Below are 18,678 nucleotides of genomic sequence, written 5' to 3'. Positions count from 1 at the left end.
TCCCTTGCCGCAGGCTTTGCTCCAATTGCCAAGGCGGTTCGCCTGATGCAGACTGCGGCCAAATCGATCAGGAGAGGTTGGCATGCTTTACGTGGCACGAGACGGCGCTGGGCAGATTCGCGAGTTGCACCCGATGCCGCTGGGCGAGGCGCAGGAGGCCGTGGCGGCCGATAACCCGGAGGCTCTCCAGTTCATCCACGAACGCTGGCGGCAGAACGAACTTTCCGAACTCGACCGGGATTTCATCCGGGCGATCGAAGATACGATCGAACTGCTGATCGCCAAGGAAATAATCCTGTTCACCGACCTGCCGCCGCGGGTTCAGGAAAAGCTGCTGCGGCGCAAGGAAATCCGCGGCCAGACCCACTACGCCGGCAACTACGGCACGACCGACGACAGCGACATCATCCCGCTCTGAGTCGCCGGGGCACCGGTCAGCGACGACCGGCCAAGATCAATTGACGCTCATCACCGCCTTGACCAGTTCGGCCAGCGTGCGCACGCCCATTTTCTCCATGACCCGGGCGCGGTGGGCTTCGACGGTTTTCATGCTGATTTCCAGTTCGTCGGCGATTTGCTTGTTCAGCTTGCCGGCGACGACCAGGCGCATCACTTCGCTTTCCCGCTGGGTCAGTTGTTCGAGCCGGTGGGCGATGGCCCCGTCGCGCTCGCGGCGGGCGGCGAGCTGCTGGTCGAGGGCAAGGGCGCGCTCGATGCGCGACAGCAGTTCCTCGTTGTGGAAGGGTTTCTCGATGAAATCGCAGGCGCCGCGCTGGAGCGCCGAAACCGCCATCGGCACGTCGCCGTGGCCGGTGACGAAGATGATCGGCAAGCGCGAACCGAGGGCATCGAGTTTTTCCTGCAGTTCGAGGCCGCTCATTTCCGGCATCCGGACGTCGAGTACCAGGCAGCCGCGCATATCGTCATGCCGCTCGTGCAGGAAATTCTCGCCGGAAGCGAAACAGGCGACCCGGTAGCCTTCGCCTTCGAGCAGCCAGGTCATCGAGTCACGCATGGCCTCGTCGTCGTCGACAACAAAAATGGTCTGACTCAGCTCACTCATCTTCTTCCTCTATCGGAACGGTGAAACGGAATACGGTGCCGCCCTCGCGGCGCGGTTCGACCCACAACCGGCCCTGATGGAATTCGATGATCGAGCGGCAGATGGCCAGACCGATGCCCATGCCTTCCGGCTTGGTGGTGTAGAACGGGGCAAAAATCTTCTCGATATCGTCTTCGTTGAGACCGTGCCCCTGGTCGGCCACCGATATTTCGAGCATCCGCTCATCGACCGGTTTGGCCTGGATGGTCAGGCGGCGGCGCTCGAAGGGTACATCGTTCATCGCTTCAATGCCATTTTTCAGCAGATTGAGCAGGACCTGCTCGATCATGATGTGATCGACGACGATACGCGGCAGATTTTCGGGAATGTCGACGACGATCTGCGTACCGGTGCGTTGTGCCTCGATATCGGCAAAGGCGCGCGTCTCGTCAACTAGTTCCTCGAGCGAGATCGGCAGCCGGACCGGGTCGCTCTTCTTCACCATGTCGCGCATCCGGCGGATGATCTTGCCGGCCCGCTCGGCCTGTTCGGCCGCCTTCTGCATCGCGGCTAGCAGGTCGTCGAACTTGTAGTTGCCGGCCTGCATGCGCTTGACGCAGCCGGCGCAGTAGTTGGCGATCGCCGACAGCGGCTGGTTCAGTTCGTGGGCCAGCGAACTGGCCATTTCGCCCATGGTGATCAGCCGGGAGGTCTGCTCCAGGCGTTTCTGCTGTTGCAGGTTGACCTCGTCGATGTGCTTGCGATCGGTGATGTCGGCGGTGATCTGGACGCGTACCGTGCGTCCATCGACCCAGCGGATGGCCCGTTCGTGCAGGTGATACCAGTGGCCGGAGAGGGTGTGCTGGATTTCGCCATCGAACAGCTCGCAGGGCAATTCTTCGGCGCGCAGGACGGTCGGGTCGCAGTGCAGCGCTTCGGGCGGCGCCCGACAGGGGGCGGTCACCATGGCCGAGTCGCGACCGACGCTGTCGAAGCCGAAAATGTTCTGGAAGGCGCGATTGGCAAAGAGAATTTCGCCGGTTTGCACGTCGGCGACGTGTACCGCCGCATCGAGGCCGTCGATCACGGTTACGAAGCGCTCGTGGGCCCGTTCGAGTTCGACACGGATCCGTTTCGGTTCGGTGATGTCGTTCATCGAGGCCATCCAGCCGATCTGGGCGCCTTTGGTATCGATCAGCGGCGAGAAATAGAGCCGGACGTCGAAGCGCTCGCCGTTCTTGCGCATGATGCGCATCTCGAAGCCACGGGCCGGCGCCTCCCCGGCCAGCGCCTGGTCGATGTTGTGCTGTAGTTGGTCGAACTCCTCCGGCGGCCAGTAGGGGTAGGGCGGGGCGATGCCGACCAGCTCGCTTTCGTCGAAGCCGGTCATCCGGCAGAACGACGAGTTGACGAAAGTGATCCGGCCCTTGAGGTCGATGGCGCGCAGGCCGGTGACCATCGACTCCGACATGGCCTGGCGGAAGGCATAGGCGGCGCGCAGCTGTTCTTCGGTTCGCGCCCGGTGCTGGGCGTGGCGGCGCAACTGGATCAGCGTGATCGTCGCGATCACGGTGAGGATGATGATCAGCGCCGCGGGCAGGAGCGGCAACCAGGCGCCGCCGCCGCGATAGGCGATGATGTTGAGGCCGAGGCGATTGTTGGGCAGATCGAGACTGATCGCCCCGGAAACTTTCCGGTCGGTTGGTTTGATCGAGGAGTTGCTGAAAACTTCGCGATTCTCGGTGTCGACGATCGTCAGGCTGTAGCGCGCGGTAAACACCGCCGGCAGCGTCGAACGCAGCAGCGTTTCCAGCGACTGGACGGCGATGAAGGCGCCGATATCGGCACTGCCGCGCTGGACCGGGAAAATGATGTCATGGGCCGGCCGCTGGTAGGCATCCGGGTAATCGGGAGAGACCAGCTCACGGCGGATGCGCAAGGCTTCGCGCAGGGCGCTCAGGCGCTGGCCGGTCAGTTGTTCGCCGACGAAGGTGGCATTCGATTCGTTGGGTGCCACCCATTCCACCTTGCCGTCGGTATCGACCCAGATGATCGCGGCGATTTCCGGGGCGTCGCGGACATAGCGCGCCGCCCGCACCTGGAAGGATTCGTAGGTCAGTTGCTTGAATTCCTGTTCGCGGCCCAACTCGCCGAGAAAGTCGATGTGGGCGTGCAGCCGGCTCTCGATGGTCCGCTCGGCCCAGTGCATGTCGCCCTCCAGCGCAGAGCGGGCGGTATCCAGCTCGCGCCACTGGAGGAGCGCGGTAATGATCAGCATGGCCACGGCAAAAACGCCGATGGCGACATAAGGCGCGAGCCAGAGCCAGGTCTGTTTCGGGGTGGCGGGGGGCGGGCGAATGAACATGGGCTAATTCTTCGCCGCTACCCTGATCTCAGCCATAGGTACTTACCCTAAGCGCGCCTCAAGCCGCCGTCAGCCAGCCGGCGAGCAGCGGCACGAGCAGGGCAGTGAGGGCGCCGTTCAGGCCCATCGCCAGGGCGGCGAAGGCGCCGCTTTGCTCGTTGACCTGGAAGGCCCGTGCCGTGCCGATGCCGTGCGAGGCGATGCCGATGGCGAAGCCGCGGATCGCCGGGTCGCGCAACTTCATCGCATCGAAGACGTAACGGGCGCCGACCGCGCCGATGATGCCGGTGACGATGACCAGCACCGCCGTCAGCGACGGAATGCCGCCGATGCGCTCGGCAATGCCCATGGCGATCGGTGTGGTCACCGATTTGGGGGCCAGCGACAGTTGGGTAGACAGGCTGGCGCCGAACAGGCGGCCGACCAGGACGGCCGAGAGCACGGCGGTCAGGCTGCCGGCCAGCAGGCCGACGACGACCGGCAGCAGCATCGCCCGGACGCGGCGAAACTGCGTGTAGAGCGGGATGGCCAGCGCGACGGTGGCCGGGCCGAGCAGGAAGTGCACGAACTGGGCGCCGGCGAAGTAGGTTTCGTAACTGGTGGCGGTCAGCGTCAGAAAGCCGACCAGCGCGGTGACCGCGATCAGCACCGGGTTGGCCAGCGGATTGCTGCCGGACCGCTGGTAGATCCAGAAAGCGCCCTGATAGGCGAGCAGCGTGATGGTCAGGCCGAGCAGCGGCGAGGCCGAGAGATAGACCCAGATTTCGTTGATGCGCGGCGTCACTGGCTGTCTCCCGGGTGCGCTGCGCGCTGGCACAGCTTCATCGCAAGTGCCGTAACGACCAGCGTTGCCAGCGTGCTGATCAGCAAGGACAGCAGCAAGGCCGGCCATTCATCGGCGACGCGGTGCAGATGCACCATGATGCCGGTGCCGGCCGGCACGAAGAGCAGCGAAAGATGCTGCAGCAGGTTCTGGCCGGTCGTCCGTAGTCCGTCGCCGGGGCCGCCGCGCAGCAGCAGGGCAAGAAAGAGCAGCAGCATGCCGATCACCGGGCCGGGTACCGGCAGGTCCAGCGAACGGGCGAGCACTTCGCCGATCAGTTGGAAAATCAGCAGGACAGTAAGGGCAGAAATCACGGGCGGCCTCGGGAACAATTCACAATGCCGCCAGTGTATTGGCTCGGTTAAGTTTTGATAATGAGTGCCTGAGGCGATTTATCTTGTACGTTTGGTACAAGATAAATCCGCTCAGTACTCCTTGTTGTCGCTCCACATCGCCGGCGCGAAGCGGATCACCCGGTTGCGGCCCCGTTCCTTGGCCTGATACAGCGCCACGTCGGCAAACTTTACAGCCTGCCAGAAGGTGTCGCTGTCGGTCGGGAAATCGGAAATACCGATCGAGATGGTCTTCTGAATCACGATGCCGGACACCGGAACCTTCAGTTCCTCCACCGATAACCGGATGTTCTCGGCAACCTGCTCGGCCGCTTCGCCACCGCTGTCGATCAGGATGATCAGGAATTCCTCGCCACCGTAGCGAATGACCAGATCGGAGGCGCGAACCGCGCGCTTGAGCACCGTCGACAGCGCTTTCAGTACGGCATCGCCGGCATCGTGGCCGTAGGTATCGTTGACCATCTTGAAGTAGTCGAGGTCGAGCATCAGGATGGCGGCGCTGGTTCGCTTGCGCTGCACGCTGGCGACCAGCGTCTCGACATATTCCTCGAGGAAGCGGCGGTTGTTGAGGCCGGTCATCGGGTCGCGCAGCGTCGAGTCGCGCAGGCTTTCCATCAGGCGCTTGGTTTCCAGCACCGGGGCGGTTTCGCGCAGATAGACATTGATGAACGGGATCATGTCGAGCAGCTTGTCCTGCTCGTCCGGCGTCGTCAGCAGCTGGACGACGCTGCCGACCGAGCCGGACTGGTTCACCGGGAAGCAGATATGGCGGCGGGCACCCAGTTCGGCGGGTGGCCGGAAGGCATAGCAGATTTCCGGATTGGTCACGCCATCGACGATATGGCCGGTTCGGCGGACGCGGCAGGCCTCCGGGCGAATCAGGATTTCCGGATCGCACCAGCGGCAGGTATCGGCGGTTTTGCCATCGACCATGATGGTCCGGATCTGTTTCTTGTTGCTGCTGATCTCGTAGAGCGAAAACTCGTCGAGCCCGAACTCGCTGTGCAGGGTGCCAGCCAGGCGCTGGTAAATCTCGGTTTTCGACTCGTCTTCCTCGATCGCCTGCTTGAAATGAGCCGCCTTGGTCAGTCCTTCGACCATCTCGATGGTCGCCGTCAGCAAATTTTCGCCGGGCGCCGGCGTCCGTTCGGTGAGGCGGGCGACATTGCTGCCGATGCGGTTCAGGCCATCGTCGAGGAAGGTCAGCAGACGATTCATGTCGGTGGCGATCTGGCCGATTTCGTCGTTGGTCTTTTTCTCGACATGGCTCTTGAAGTCGCCGCGCAGGGCGCTCTGGACGGCCAGTTCGACGGCATTGGCCGTGTCCGAGATCGGGCGCAGCAGCCGGCGTAGCAGCAGAATCAGCAGCAGGACGAAGAAGGTCACCGCGCCGACGATGCCGGCCACGGTGTACAAGGCCTTTTCCTTGAGTCCCTCGATCGACATGGTCATATTGACCACCCCGAGCACGGCCCCCTCGCTGACCTGGTGGCACTGCAGGCAGTTCGGCGTGCCGTTGGCGGTCGCGATGTAGGGAATGGTGCCGCGAAAAACCGTCTCGCCGTCGCTGGTCTGGATGCCGAAATACGGCTTGCCTTCGGTGAGCACCCGGCGTTCGACGTCGTCGGCAGCCGATTCGACGCTCAAGCCCTGACCGAACTGCTTGATCACCTCGGGCGAGCGGACGACGCGGGCCGACTTCAGGCCCTGCACCTCGAGCATTCGCTTGAGGAAGCTTTCGCGCTTGTCGATGACGCCGTTGATCATCGATTCGGTCAGATGCACGCGGACGATTTCGCCGGCCGTGCGAATGTGCTCGGTGGCCGAGGCGATCGAAAAGCTGCGAAAGGCGTAGAGGCTGATGGCAATGAGCACCGCCAGCAAGACGGCGGCGATACTGACGAAGAAGAGCGTGACCTTGGCGTTCAGATTCACGTCGGGGCCTTCCGGAACACGGTTTCAGAAGTGGGGCATTATGTCCGAACATTTTTGCCCGGACCAAGTCAATCCGCCGGAAGTCGAAGGAGAAAGATAGTCATTTGATTAAGATCAAGTTTCCGCGTTTTTTTGGAGCAAATCGATAAATGCCCGCAGGCCGGCCGGGACCAGACGGCGACTCGGGTAATAGAGAAAAAATCCCGGTTCGGGTGGTCGCCAGTCGTCAAGTACCGTGACCAGCCGGCCGGCGGCCAGAGCCGATGCCGCCGATTGCTCATAAACGTAGGCCAAACCGACCCCATCCTCGGCGGCCCGCACCATCAGCCACATTTCGCCGACATCGAGCGGGCCTTCGACTTCGACTTCAATTTTTTCATCGCCACGGGAAAACTCCCAACGATAGATGCTGCCGTTGGGAAAGCGGATGCGAATGCAACGATGGGCCGATAGCTGCTGCGGCGCGGCGGGTTTGCCATGCTCGGCCAGGTAGGCTGGCGAAGCGACCACCACGAAACGCTGGGCCGGGCCGAAGGGCACGGCGATCATGTCCTGGGCCAGGCGTTCGCCGAAGCGCACGCCCGCATCGAAACCGGCGGCGACGATGTCGATCAGGCTGTCGTCGATGACGATTTCCAGGCGCATGCCGGGGTTTTCGCGCAGAAAGCGGCTGGCGAGGGGGGCCAGCACGTATTCGGCGGCGGCGCGCGGCACATTGAGACGCAGCGTGCCAACCGGCGAATCGCGAAAGCTGTTGATTTCGTCGAGCGCGTCGTCGAGTTCCTGCAGGGTCGGGGCAAGGCGGGCGAGCAGGCGCTGGCCGGCTTCGGTGGGGGACACGCTGCGCGTCGTGCGGTTAAGGAGGCGCACGCCGAGCCGGGTTTCCAGGCTGCGCAGCGTGTGGCTCAAGGCGGAAGGGGAAACGTGCAGCTCGCCGGCGGCGCGGCGAAAGCTGCGCAGCCGGGCGACGGTGGCGAAAGCCTGGAGGTCGGCGAGACTAGGGCGGTCCATATTGGTGAGAATTTTTCAGTAAGTCATCAAGCATTGTCCGGATTGTGGCACACCGACACTCCGCCTAATCTGATTCTTGGATTTTTACCAACCTTCAAGGAGACCCAACATGACACCTATTTCCGCCGATCTTGCCGGCCGCACCTATCTCGTGACTGGCGCTTCGTCCGGTATCGGGGCGGCGACCGCCTTGGCGCTCGGCCAAGCCGGCGCCAACGTGGCACTGGCAGCCCGGCGCAGCGCCGCCAGCGAAATTCTGGCCGGCGAAATCGAGGCAGCAGGCGGCAAGGCACTCGTGCTGCGCATGGATGTCGAAATCGAATCCGAGGTTCAGGCTGCCGTGGCCGCCACCGTTGCCCGCTTCGGCCGGCTCGATGGCGCCTTCAACAACGCTGGCCGGCTCGGCGTTGCGGCACCTCTGCACGAAATCGACACTGTCGATTTCGAGGCGGTGATGCGGACCAATGTTTCCGGCGTCTTCTGGTCGCTGAAATATGAAATCGCCGCGATGTTGGCCTCCGGCGGCGGTGCCATCGTCAACAATGCTTCCCTCGTCGCCCAGGTGGCTTTTCCCGGTCTGTCACCCTATACCGCCAGCAAGCATGCGGTACTCGGGCTGACTCGTACGGCAGCGCTGGAATACTACAAGCAGGGCATACGCATCAACGCGGTATGCCCGGGGCCGGTCGAAACGTCGATGGCGGCGCAGGGTTTCGGTAGTATCGAGAACCTCCATGTGGCGACGCTGGAGTATCCCGCTGGCTGTGTCGGGCAGCCCAGAGAAATCGCCCGTCCGGTGCTCTTCCTGCTGTCGGATGCGGCAAGTTACATCAGCGGCCAGGGTTTGATGATCGACGGCGGCTATACCGTTCAATAAGGAGCATGGATATGCAACAACGTACCCTCGGGGCCGGCGGTCCCACCATTTCAGCCATCGGCCTCGGCTGCATGGGGATGAGCGAGTTCTACGGGGCCAGTGACGATGAACAGTCGCTGGCGACGCTGGAACGGGCGCTCGAACTCGGTATCAATCTCTTCGATACTGCCGATACCTACGGCTTCGGCCATAACGAAAGCCTGCTTGGCCGCTTTCTCAAGCAAGGCGGGGCGGCCCGCCGGCCGCAGGTGGTGATCGCCAGCAAGTTCGGCATCGTTCGCCAGCCGGGTGTTTACGAGCGGCGTATCGACAACACCCCGGCCTACATCCAAAGTGCCTGCGAAGCGTCGTTGCGGCGCCTCGGTGTTGAAACCATCGATCTCTACTATTGCCATCGGCGCAATCCGGAAGTGCCGATCGAGGACATGGTCGGCGCCCTGGCCGACCTGGTGGCGGCCGGCAAAGTACGGCAGATCGGCCTTTCCGAAGTCTCGCCGGAAACCCTGCGGCGCGCCCATGCCGTGCATCCGGTGGCGGCGGTGCAAAGCGAATATTCCCTGTGGTCGCGCGACGCCGAGTCGGCCATGCTGCCGGCCTGCACCGAACTCGGCGTTTCCTTCGTCGCCTATAGTCCGCTCGGTCGCGCCTTCCTGACCGGCGCCGTGCATGGCGAAGAACTGGCCGAGGGTGATTTCCGCAAGCACAACCCGCGTTTCATCGGCGAGGCGGAAAGAATCAACCGTCAGCTAGTCGATGAATTGGGCAGCTTCGCCGCCGCCCGTGGGCTGACCAACGCCCAGGTGGCGCTCGCCTGGCTGCTCGGCAAGCATCCGCACGTTGTACCGATTCCCGGAACGCGACGCGTCGCCTATCTCGAACAGAATGCCCGGGCCGCCGAATTGACGCTGAGCGCCGCCGAGCTTGCCGAACTCGACCGGATGTTCGCCGTCGAGCGCGTCGCCGGCGCCCGCTATCCGGAGGCCGGCCTGGTCGGCATCGAGTAAGGGGAAAGCCAGGGCCTATGACATTGCCGCCGAACTGTATGTGAACGCTGCCGAGCAAGCCGCCGCGCTTGTCGCACTCGCCGCCGGCTTGTGCGAAGTACTGCGGTCGATCAAGTGCGCGTGGGCGCAGCGCGCTGATATTTTTCTTCCCGCCCGCTGTCCTCCATATTGGTTGTATCATGCAACCAATATGGAGGATGGGAGGGCCGGGATGGAGGCTTCTTCGCAAAGGCTGGCGCAAATCCGCCGCGCCTCGCGCCAACTGGTGCGCGAACTGGGTTTCATGCAGCCGACGCTGGCCGGTTCCGGGCTGCCGGCCTCGGCTGTCCATGCCTTGATCGAAATCGATCTGGCGGGGCCGCTGACTGCAGTGCAACTGGCGACACTGCTCAATCTGGAAAAATCCTCGGTCAGCCGGATGCTGGCTAAACTGATCGCTGGCGGCGAGATTGTCGAGCAAGCCAGCCCGCATGACCGCCGGATCAAATTGCTTGCCTTGAGCGAGCGCGGCCGGAAAAGCGTCGCCGCCATCCATGCCTTCGGCAATCGGCAGGTCGCCGAGGCCTTGCAGCGGATTCCGCCGCATCTCGGCGCTTCGGTCTTGTCCGGCCTGCACAGTTACGCTCAGGCCCTGGCGTCGTGCCGGAGCGGCGGTGAGGTGCTGCCGGACGAGGGCGCCGGCGTGGCGCTGCATCGCGGCTATCTGCCCGGCGCCGTCGGGCGGATCACCCAGATGCACGCCAGCTACTACGCCCGGCTGGTCGGTTTCGGCGAGTATTTCGAATGCAAGGTGGCGAGCGAGTTGGCCGCCTTCGTGCCGCGTCTGGAGCACGCCGACAACGGCCTCTGGCTGGCGACGATGGGCGACGAGATCGTCGGCTCCATTGCCCTGGATGTTACCGGCGCGGCCGAGCCGAACGCCCATCTGCGCTGGTTCATCCTCGACGACACAGCCCGCGGCCAGGGGGCCGGAAACCAACTGCTCGGCGAAGCGATCCGCCATTGCGACAGCCGGGGCATTCCCGGCATCTATCTATGGACCATCAGCGGCCTGGACACGGCGCGGCACCTGTACGAAAAGGCCGGCTTCCAACTGGTCGAGGAAATCCAGGGGACGCAGTGGGGCAAAGCGGTAACCGAACAGAAATTCGTCCGCAGCCGCTAAGTGCGCTGCTGAGGCGCCAAAATTACTCGACTGCCTCGGGCAGATCCCAATCGCCGACACGAGCGTTGTCGGTCTGGTGGAACTGACGCACCCAACTGATGAAGTCGCGGAAGTCGGTATTCTCCAGCGCCAGCCGGTTACAGGCATCCCAGTCGATATCGGGGCGTTCGCGGGCCGGAATCAATATTTCGCTCTCGCTCGGGTCCTCGGCATTGAGGCGGATCAGGCCGATGCCGTAGGAAGCGGCGAGCAGCCGCAATTCCTTCATCGCCGATTCCTGGATATCGGCGGCGACCAGATAACCGAAATTGGCCCACGATGAGTTGGACACCGCCTGGAACCAGACTTCCCGGACGTTCGAGCGGTTGACCAGCAGCTTGACCTCGAAGGACCACAGGCGGGCACGTTGGGCGCCGGCCTGCTGGACGCAGGCGCGGATTTCCCGATCCCACTCGGCGCCGATGTCCTCCATCGCCACCAGATCGGGATACAGCCATTTGTTGCCGTTCGGGCCATGCCGGTTGGTCGAGCGTTTCTCGTCGATCCGCTTCGGGTAAAGCCCTTGCTCGACATGGAGAAAGCGGCAGAGCAGCGGGTAAAGTGCATGCTCGCTCAAGGCTTTTTCGGCAAGCTCAGGCGTCGCGCTTTCCACTTTGGCGACCTCGGCCGCTTCGCTGGCTGTCGTCCAGTAATAGCGGCGCGGGCGGGTTTCGGTAGTACGCACCTGGGGGAAGCGCTTTTGGATTTCCGGGCGAATACCGCTGATTTCAGCAATCAGTTGCTGCACCAGTTCCGCGTTGTCGGAAAGATCCTGCCGGCTGTTACGCCGCTTTTCCTCGCAGGCCTCGCGCAGGTTCTCGAATATCCAGTACGCCAGCTCGCGGGCGGTGAAGCGCTCCTCGGGGCGGGCCCGGAGAAAATCGGTCACGGTCTGGCGCAGGTTCAGTGCCATCGGTCAGTCTCCTGTTCTTATTCCGGCATCCATTTCGGATTGCCCTGGTTCGATGTTGAATCAACGGGATTATTGCATGGCATTTTCTCCGGGATGCCGGTGCGTAGTTTTTCGGCATAATCCAGCCATATCCAAAATTTGCGGAAGGCATATTCATGGCACGGAAAAAGACATCTTCATTTGAAGACTTGATGGAGATAGCCGCGCAAATGCCTTGGTGGGGCGGCGTCTTGTCGGCGTTGGTTGTTTACATGGTCCTGCATTATTTTGCCGTACAGCCGAATGTCGCTCCAACCGACCTCAAAGGCATGGGAAGCTTTGCCGGCAGGGAGCTGTGGCGGACGTTCGCGCTGTTTCTCCAATATCTGGTGCCGATCGCCTTCCTGGTCGGTGCCCTGGTTTCGGCGATCCGTGCGGCGCGAGCCAGACGATTGCATGGGGACGTCAGCCGGACGCCGACGCGCAATGCGCTGGAAGCCATGTCCTGGCACGATTTCGAAGCGCTGGTCGGCGAAACCTTCCGGCTACGCGGTTTTCAGGTCGAGGCGCGTGGCGGCAGCGGGCCGGATGGCGGTGTTGACCTGGCCCTTCATCTCGGCCGCGATACCTATCTGGTGCAGTGCAAACAGTGGAAATCGCGCAGTGTCGGCGTCGCCACCGTGCGCGAACTGTTTGGTGTGATGGCCGCCGAGGGTGCCGTCGGCGGCTTCGTCGTTGCTTCTGGCTCTTTTACGGACGATGCCAGGCGCTTCGCCGAAGGGCGTGCCATCGAGCTCGTCGGTACCGATACGCTGCTCGCGCTGGTCCGGGCCGGCGGTGCTCCGGCCGTCGGCAAACCCGTAGCGCAGCCGCAGGCTTCTCCCGGGGTGGCGCCAGTTCCGGTGGAAACCGCGGCCGCCGATCCGGTCGCTTGCCCGCAATGCGGTTCGGGCATGGTGGTGCATACTGCCAAACGTGGCGCCAGTGCCGGTGAGAAATTCTGGGGTTGCAGTCGCTATCCGGCCTGCCGCGGCACACGTCCGGCATGAGCCGCCCGCGTTGTCTTGAGCAGTGACCCTCCTATGCCTGGTTTGGCCTGGATGGGGCGTGCGATCACGCGGGTTGCCATTGTTCGACGCCGGATGGCACGAATTTCCTCTACCAGATTGAGGAGGGTGGTGAGGCCGAGTCCTGGGGGGAAATTGGGCTGCAAGGCTATCAGTTTGTTGAGGGTTAGGCGCGCTGGCGGATATTGCTGGCTGGCGAGATAGGCTTGGGCGAGGTAGAGCTGTAAGTAGCGAAAATCGGGTGGTTTTGCCGGTTGACCGTAGCAAGGATGAAAATGCTGGGCCGAAGCGAAAAAGTGGATGAAACGTGGCTGCAAAAGGCGCTGAAATCCGGGGGAGGGACCGAAATTGTTGTCGCTCCCCCGGTTCGCTCAGCTTATCGCGGCTGTCCGCCAATGCGGCTTTGCATCCAGGCCCCAATAGAAGCAATGCAGCTTGGGTCCGGTTTGGTCGGCGAAGACGGAGAAGACTGGCAGATGACCGAAACTGGCCCAGCGGTAATCGGTTTCGGCTGTCGCCCCGCCCAGCGGTAGCGGCTTGCTCCAGGTGTTGCCGTCGGGGGAGGTGATCAAATGGAGCGGCGCGCCGGCATTTTCCGAGCCATAGGTGCAGCAGAGCATGTCCTTTCCCGGCGGGCCGAAGGCGGTCAGAGCTGCTCCGCCGAATGCCCATTCGCCCGGCAGCCGCACGGGTGTAGCCCAAGTCTTGCCATCTTCGGTCGAGGTCAGGTTGAGGCGCGGGGCATTGTCGCCCATGGTGGGGTAGACAAGATATAGGCGGCCGCGGAATACGGCAGTGGCGATCCGTTCGCCGACCGTGGCCACCGCGTCCTTGATTACCGATGGTGTGCCGAGTTTGTTCGGCGGAAGGAAGGGCAGGCAGGCAACCTGGTTGCTATGGGTGACGTAGAAAATCAGCAGCGTATTACCCTCACCAAACCTGGTCAGCGTGATGTAGGGACTGTCGCGGTCGGCCAGCGTGGTCAGCGGCAGCAGGTCAAGCTTGTCCAGCCCCAAACCTATAAACAGCCGGCCGTCGGAACCTTGCAGCACGATTTGCGGCAGGTTGTCGGGAGTCGGCACCGCCTGCACCAGATGCATCTTGTAACCGGCGGGGATGCCGGTTAGGGCAACCGGCTTGTTGTCGGTCCACACGCTGCCATTCCATGCCCGTCGATACACCGAGCCATCCGGGTTGATGCCGAAACAATGCAGATGGTTGTCGTAGATCACCGGCGCCACGACGTTGGTGGGATTTATGCTTGGGCGCATCTGTTCCTGTTCGATGGACCACGCCAGCGCATGGCGTTCGCGTGCCGCTGCGTCGCTGAGGATGCGTTCGAGTTCCTCGATATTTTTCGTCGTTGCCAGCTTCGCCAGTTCGGGGGCGAGGGAGGCTTTCAGGATGTCTTCCAGCCACACATCCTCGAACAAGGCGGCGAGTTGCAGCAGGGTCGGGTTGTCCGGCGCGTCGCCGTCAGCGGCCTTGGCGTCCGCGGTGCCATCGTTGGGCAGGCCGAGCCGGGACAGCGCGGTCTGGGCGATGACTTTCCAGATCGGATAGGGCGCGCTGCGCTGGATTTCGCGCCATTGCGGCGCATATTGCAGGCTGCCCAGCCACTCCTCGCGGGGCAGGCCATCGGTGCCACCGAGAATGGTCGTCGTGATGCTCACCTCGTGATTGTCCACCTCGCAGCGCAGTTCATGGCCGCTCACCTGCGTGTTTTTGATATTGCCCGTGTTGCCGGACGATACCGAGCCGGCACCGCCCAGGCCGACGTAGGAAGCGGATACCGATACCGCCCAATCCATGCCGGTGGCTACCGCCTTTTCCAGCGTGCTGCGGTCCTTGCGGCTGCTCGCCGTGGCCTTGGCCGTGTATTTGTACCAGCCACCTAGCGTGATGCGCCCAAAAACGTGGCTGCCGAACAAGCGCATGAATTCCTTGGCGCGCAGACGTTTGGCCGGTGCATCCTTGAGCAGCGAGATGGTCCGCAACTCGGTCAACGCCTCGCCGCTCAATTCGAACTGGCGCGTCGCAAAGACGATCTGGCGCATTGGCGACCAGTGATAACGCGTCTGTACTTCCATCACCGAGGTGCCGCTGCTGCTCTCGAAGGCATCGCTGCGCTCCTCCTTCGTCTGGGCATAGCGGACGGAACAGCTCATGGCGCCGATACCGGTCCCCATGAACGCCGCACCGCTCGCCTGATTGGCTGTGGCAAATGACGATCCATTGATTTCGATAGTGCGCTCGGCCCGCATCATGGCGCTTTCGCTGCGATAGGAACTGCCGAAATCAAGCGCCTCCAGCGCCGGGCCGAACAGATCGGCATCCGTGCAGCGCTTGGGCATGGCCAGCACCGCCCCGCCGGGCGCCTCGTGCAAACCCTCCGCATCGACAAAACGACCGCGCAGCAACTGATTGGCATAAATCAGGTCAATCGCCGACATCTCGTTTTTCTTCACCGCGGCCATCGTCATCTGGCTGGTCCGCTGCAGCGCTGCTTCCGTATCCTTGAGCAAAAGCGCCAGATTGTCCGCCTCCGGCTTGACCGACGGGAAGGCGCCGAGCCCCTCCTCGCGGAAGCGGGAAACCGCGGAACCCAGTAGCTCGGCTATATCCTTTTGTATCTTCTCCTTATCTGCGCCGGCCTCCTTCTCCGCCGCCTCACGCAGCTTTTTCACTTCGTCGATCGCCTTGTTGATTTTTTCCTGCTTGACCTTGACCTCGGGGTCTTCGGCTGCGGCCTTCGGCGCCGTCTTTTCCTGAGCGTCGATCCATGCCTGGACACTCTCCGCCGTAATCGACTCCACTTGATGTGCGCCCAGAGGCGAAGGCGGTCGCTTGGCATCGCCATCGCCCTTTTCGATGGCCTCTTTGACCTGCGTTTTCACCGCCTGCCCAACCGGGGCAGAAAGGTTTTTCAGCAGCTTGATCGAAGTCACCCCCTGCTTCTGGAATACCTCCTTGTACTGACCAAGGCCAACATGTGCCAGATAGCTTTCAAGCAATTCGAGTTCGGTTGGATTCGGCATCATCATCTCCCTGACGTTTGCGGAACAACAACTCGTCACGTCGATCCAGGACGCAACAGGATAGCTATACGCTGTTGGAGGCAGTGCAGCCTTGTAGCCGCGCCTGTTCTTCTTCTACATCCAGAGTAGCCACGAGCGGGGATTATGCAAGACGTATTTTTGCGTCTGGCGGCAAGCCGGTCGGCACCCCCGGTCAACCGAAAAAAAATGCTTAAAAATGAAATTGCGCCGGTTGCCCGGGCTGTCAAGCGACGGCGAATGGCGCGGGAAAATTCCGGAAATTTCATCTCCGCGCTCCACATTTTCGTCACATTTATTTGAACTGCTGGCTGTCACGACTTGCGGAGCGAAGCGTGCTTCCTGCCAGTAGCGTTCTGGGCAAGCCGTCCGTTCGGTGTCGACATACTGGCAAGGGCGGCCAAGATAGACCGGGGTCCCAGCCGGTTGTTTCAAGGCCAGTCGCAAGGCCAGCGGTTCGCGTGGCGTTGGCTCGACAGCATCGGGCCAAAAGTTATCAGCCGTTGCTAATGTTTACAATAGCTTGCAGGGAAAATGAAAATGCCGTTCAGGTTTAACTGAACGGCATTACGGTTTCCCGGGGTGTTTCGCTTACTGCTTCTCTGTCGGAGTCGGGCGTCTATGCGCCTTTTTTCCGGGGGCTGCTTATTCCATCGCTTCGTACAGCGGCAAGGTCAGGAATTCCGGGTAGTCCGGGGTCAGGGACATCTTGTCGAAGATCACGGCGGCCTGGTCGTAGGTGGCGGTGTCTTCGCCCTGGGCGGAAACCGTTGCCTTCACCTTGGCCAGTTCTTCGGCGATCATCGGACGGACCATCTCTTCGGTGACCTTGCGGCCATCGTCGAGAATGCCCTTCGGCGAAACCACCCATTGCCACACTTGCGAGCGGGAGATTTCAGCGGTGGCTGCATCTTCCATCAGGTTGTGGATGGGCACGCAGCCGTTGCCGGCCAGCCAGGAGCCGAGGTAATGGATACCGACGTTGATGTTGTTGCGCAGGCCGGCTTCGGTGATCGGGGCTTCCGGCTGGAAGTCCAGCCACTGGGCCGGGCCGAAGTTGCCGGAAACCTGCTTTTCCCACTGGTTCGGCTTGTCGCCGAGGACCTTGACGAACTCTTCCATGGCGATCGGCACCAGGCCCGGGTGAGCCACCCAGCCGCCGTCGAAGCCGTCGTTGGCGTCGCGGGTCTTGTCGTGGCGAATGCCGGCCAGCGCCTTTTCGTTGGCGACCGGGTCGTTCTTGATCGGGATCAGGGCCGACATGCCGCCCATGGCCGGAGCGCCACGCTTGTGGCAAGCCTGCACCAGAGCCAGGGCGTAGCCGCGCATGAAGGGCACTTCCATGGTGATGGCGCTGCGCTGGGCCAGGCAGAAGTCCTTGTTCTTCTTGAACTTCTTGATGCACGAGAAGATGTAGTCCCAGCGGCCGGCGTTGAGGCCCGACGAATGGTTGCGCAGTTCGTAGAGGATTTCTTCCATCTCGAAGGTGGCGAGGATGGTTTCGATCAGCACGGTGGCCTTGATGGTGCCTTGCGGCAGGCCGATGTGGTCCTGGGCCATGACGAAGATGTCGTTCCACAGGCGGGCTTCGAGGTGGCTTTCCATCTTCGGCAGGTAGTAGAACGGGCCGGCGCCGCGGGCGATCTGTTCCGTGGCGTTGTGGAAGAAGACCACGGCGAAGTCAAAAATGCCGCCGCCGACGCGTTGACCGTCAACCAGCACGTGCTTTTCGTCGAGGTGCCAGCCGCGCGGACGAATCTGCAGGGTGGCGATCTTGTCGTTGAGCTTGTATTCCTTGCCGTTTTCGTTCTTGAACGAGAGTTCGCGGCGGATCGCCTTGTACAGGTTGATCTGGCCCTGAATCTGGTTGTCCCAGTTCGGCGAGTTCGAGTCTTCGAAGTCGGTCATGTAGGAGTCAGCGCCCGAGTTGAAGGCGTTGATGATCATCTTGGCTTCGACCGGGCCGGTGATTTCGGTGCGACGGCACTCGAGGGCCTTGGGCAGCGGGGCGATCTTCCAGTCACCTTCACGGATGGCCTTGGTTTCCGGCAGGAAGTCCGGCATTTCGCCGGCGTCGATGCGGGCCTGGCGGGCAACGCGGGCCTTGAGCAGTTCCTGGCGACGGGCTTCGCAGGCGCGATGCAGCTTGGCGACCAGTTCGAGGGCTTCGAAAGTCAGGACGGATTCGTAACCGGCTTTGATCGGGCCGGTGATTTGCACGCCTTGGGGCAGGTTGAGGCTCATGGAAACTCCTTGGTTAAGGTTGAAGGTTGGCAAATGGGTGATCGGTTCAGCCGTGCAGTCCGCTGACGTAGGCCAGTACGTCGGAGAGCTGGCGGCCGGTGGCGGTGGGTGAGACATCCAGAACTTCTTCCGGTTGCTCGTTGCGGTTGACCCAGAACGTGGTGAAGCCGAACCAGGTCGCCCCGCAGGCATCCCAGGCATTGGCTGAGACGAACAGGATTTCGCTGGCCGGCAGTTGGAAGGCATCGACAGCCAACTGGTAAACCGTTGGCATGGTCTTGAAGGTTTGCACACTGTCGGCCGACAGGATGTGGGCGAATAGATTGTTCATGTCGTTGTATTTGACGGCGATGTTGAGCATCGAGTAGGTGCCGTTCGACAGGATGGCCAACGGGATGCCCATCGCCTTCAAGGCTTCCAGCGTCGCGATGTTTTCCGGGAAGGGCCGCAGGCAGGCATACTGATTCATCAGATGCTGGCGGCGAAAATCGTTGAGGTCGAGCGCCAGGCTGCGTCCGGCAAAAATCAGCGCATCGCGGGTGACTTCCCAGAAGGTCTTGAATTGTCCGCTCATGGCGCGAATGCGCGTGTATTCGATCTGCTTCTGCCGCCACAGGATGGTCAAGGCTTTTCCCTGGCCGGGGAAGTACTCCTCGGCCAGCGCCTCCATGCAATAGACGTCGAACAGCGTGGCGTAGGCGTCGAAGGCGATGGCTTTGATCGGGGTGGCAGGTGATTGCGTCATCATGGATTGGAAGTTTATTGTTACTTTGAAGATAAGATAAGCGGCGGAAAAGGCGATAAT

At 62.1% G+C, this 18,678-nt stretch carries 15 protein-coding genes; 5 read left to right on the top strand and 10 right to left on the bottom strand.

Translation table 11 applies throughout. From position 1 onward, the window contains the following. Positions 1–82: 82 nt before the first annotated feature. Positions 83–418, top strand: coding sequence for a hypothetical protein (locus tag KI611_RS15995; protein WP_226416641.1), 336 nt, complete (start codon positions 83–85; stop codon positions 416–418). Between the two features lie 36 nt (positions 419–454). Here KI611_RS15995 and KI611_RS15990 read toward each other — a convergent pair whose 3' ends face one another. The 6 genes from KI611_RS15990 to KI611_RS15965 form a co-directional block, all read right to left on the bottom strand. After that, a complete protein-coding gene (locus tag KI611_RS15990; protein ID WP_226416640.1) occupies positions 455–1,063 on the bottom strand; it encodes a response regulator transcription factor in 609 nt (202 codons plus the stop codon). After that, entirely contained in the window at positions 1,056–3,407 is a 2,352-nt protein-coding gene (locus KI611_RS15985) for a PAS domain S-box protein (RefSeq protein WP_226416639.1), read from the bottom strand. The genes KI611_RS15990 and KI611_RS15985 overlap by 8 nt, the downstream gene beginning before the upstream one ends. Positions 3,408–3,465: 58 nt before the next feature. Further along, positions 3,466–4,191 (bottom strand): LrgB family protein, encoded by a 726-nt coding sequence (locus KI611_RS15980; protein WP_226416638.1) that lies wholly within the window; start codon positions 4,189–4,191, stop codon positions 3,466–3,468. Next, a complete protein-coding gene (locus KI611_RS15975; protein ID WP_226416637.1) occupies positions 4,188–4,544 on the bottom strand; it encodes a CidA/LrgA family protein in 357 nt (118 codons plus the stop codon). The genes KI611_RS15980 and KI611_RS15975 overlap by 4 nt, the downstream gene beginning before the upstream one ends. 111 nt (positions 4,545–4,655) lie before the next feature. Beyond that, positions 4,656–6,518 (bottom strand): GGDEF domain-containing protein, encoded by a 1,863-nt coding sequence (locus KI611_RS15970; protein ID WP_226416636.1) that lies wholly within the window; start codon positions 6,516–6,518, stop codon positions 4,656–4,658. Positions 6,519–6,632: 114 nt separating this feature from the next. Further along, positions 6,633–7,529: a LysR family transcriptional regulator gene (locus tag KI611_RS15965; RefSeq protein WP_226416635.1), complete on the bottom strand. Its 897-nt coding sequence runs from the start codon at positions 7,527–7,529 to the stop codon at positions 6,633–6,635. A gap of 109 nt (positions 7,530–7,638) precedes the next feature. On the opposite strand from KI611_RS15965, the gene KI611_RS15960 reads away from it, so the two are divergent. From KI611_RS15960 to KI611_RS15950, 3 genes are all read left to right on the top strand, one after another. After that, entirely contained in the window at positions 7,639–8,406 is a 768-nt protein-coding gene (locus KI611_RS15960) for an SDR family oxidoreductase (protein WP_226416634.1), read from the top strand. Between the two features lie 11 nt (positions 8,407–8,417). Further along, positions 8,418–9,410, top strand: coding sequence for an aldo/keto reductase (locus KI611_RS15955; RefSeq protein ID WP_226416633.1), 993 nt, complete (start codon positions 8,418–8,420; stop codon positions 9,408–9,410). A 211-nt stretch (positions 9,411–9,621) separates the two neighbouring features. Beyond that, the gene (locus tag KI611_RS15950; RefSeq protein ID WP_226416632.1) at positions 9,622–10,575 is read left to right on the top strand and encodes a helix-turn-helix domain-containing GNAT family N-acetyltransferase; all 954 of its coding nucleotides are present in this window, start codon (positions 9,622–9,624) and stop codon (positions 10,573–10,575) included. Positions 10,576–10,597: 22 nt separating this feature from the next. Here the strand turns inward: KI611_RS15950 and KI611_RS15945 are convergent, their stop codons facing one another. Further along, positions 10,598–11,527: a COG2958 family protein gene (locus tag KI611_RS15945; protein ID WP_226416631.1), complete on the bottom strand. Its 930-nt coding sequence runs from the start codon at positions 11,525–11,527 to the stop codon at positions 10,598–10,600. A 155-nt stretch (positions 11,528–11,682) separates the two neighbouring features. Here KI611_RS15945 and KI611_RS15940 point away from each other — a divergent pair, with 155 nt between their 5' ends. Then, positions 11,683–12,555, top strand: a complete 873-nt coding sequence (locus tag KI611_RS15940) for a restriction endonuclease (protein ID WP_226416630.1) — start codon at positions 11,683–11,685, stop codon at positions 12,553–12,555. 389 nt (positions 12,556–12,944) lie between these two features. Here the strand turns inward: KI611_RS15940 and KI611_RS15935 are convergent, their stop codons facing one another. From KI611_RS15935 to KI611_RS15925, 3 genes are all read right to left on the bottom strand, one after another. Next, positions 12,945–15,611 (bottom strand): MAC/perforin domain-containing protein, encoded by a 2,667-nt coding sequence (locus KI611_RS15935; protein WP_226416629.1) that lies wholly within the window; start codon positions 15,609–15,611, stop codon positions 12,945–12,947. A 663-nt stretch (positions 15,612–16,274) separates the two neighbouring features. Next, complete coding sequence (gene aceB, locus KI611_RS15930; RefSeq protein WP_226416628.1) at positions 16,275–17,873, bottom strand: malate synthase A; 1,599 nt, start codon at positions 17,871–17,873, stop codon at positions 16,275–16,277. A 46-nt stretch (positions 17,874–17,919) separates the two neighbouring features. Then, positions 17,920–18,618 (bottom strand): haloacid dehalogenase type II, encoded by a 699-nt coding sequence (locus tag KI611_RS15925; RefSeq protein WP_226416627.1) that lies wholly within the window; start codon positions 18,616–18,618, stop codon positions 17,920–17,922. Positions 18,619–18,678 lie beyond the last annotated feature (60 nt).

This window comes from Dechloromonas denitrificans (genome assembly GCF_020510685.1).
Lineage (GTDB): Bacteria > Pseudomonadota > Gammaproteobacteria > Burkholderiales > Rhodocyclaceae > Azonexus > Azonexus denitrificans_A.
Note: the sequence above shows the minus strand (reverse complement) of the source record. Positions and strands in the feature narration are given on the sequence as shown.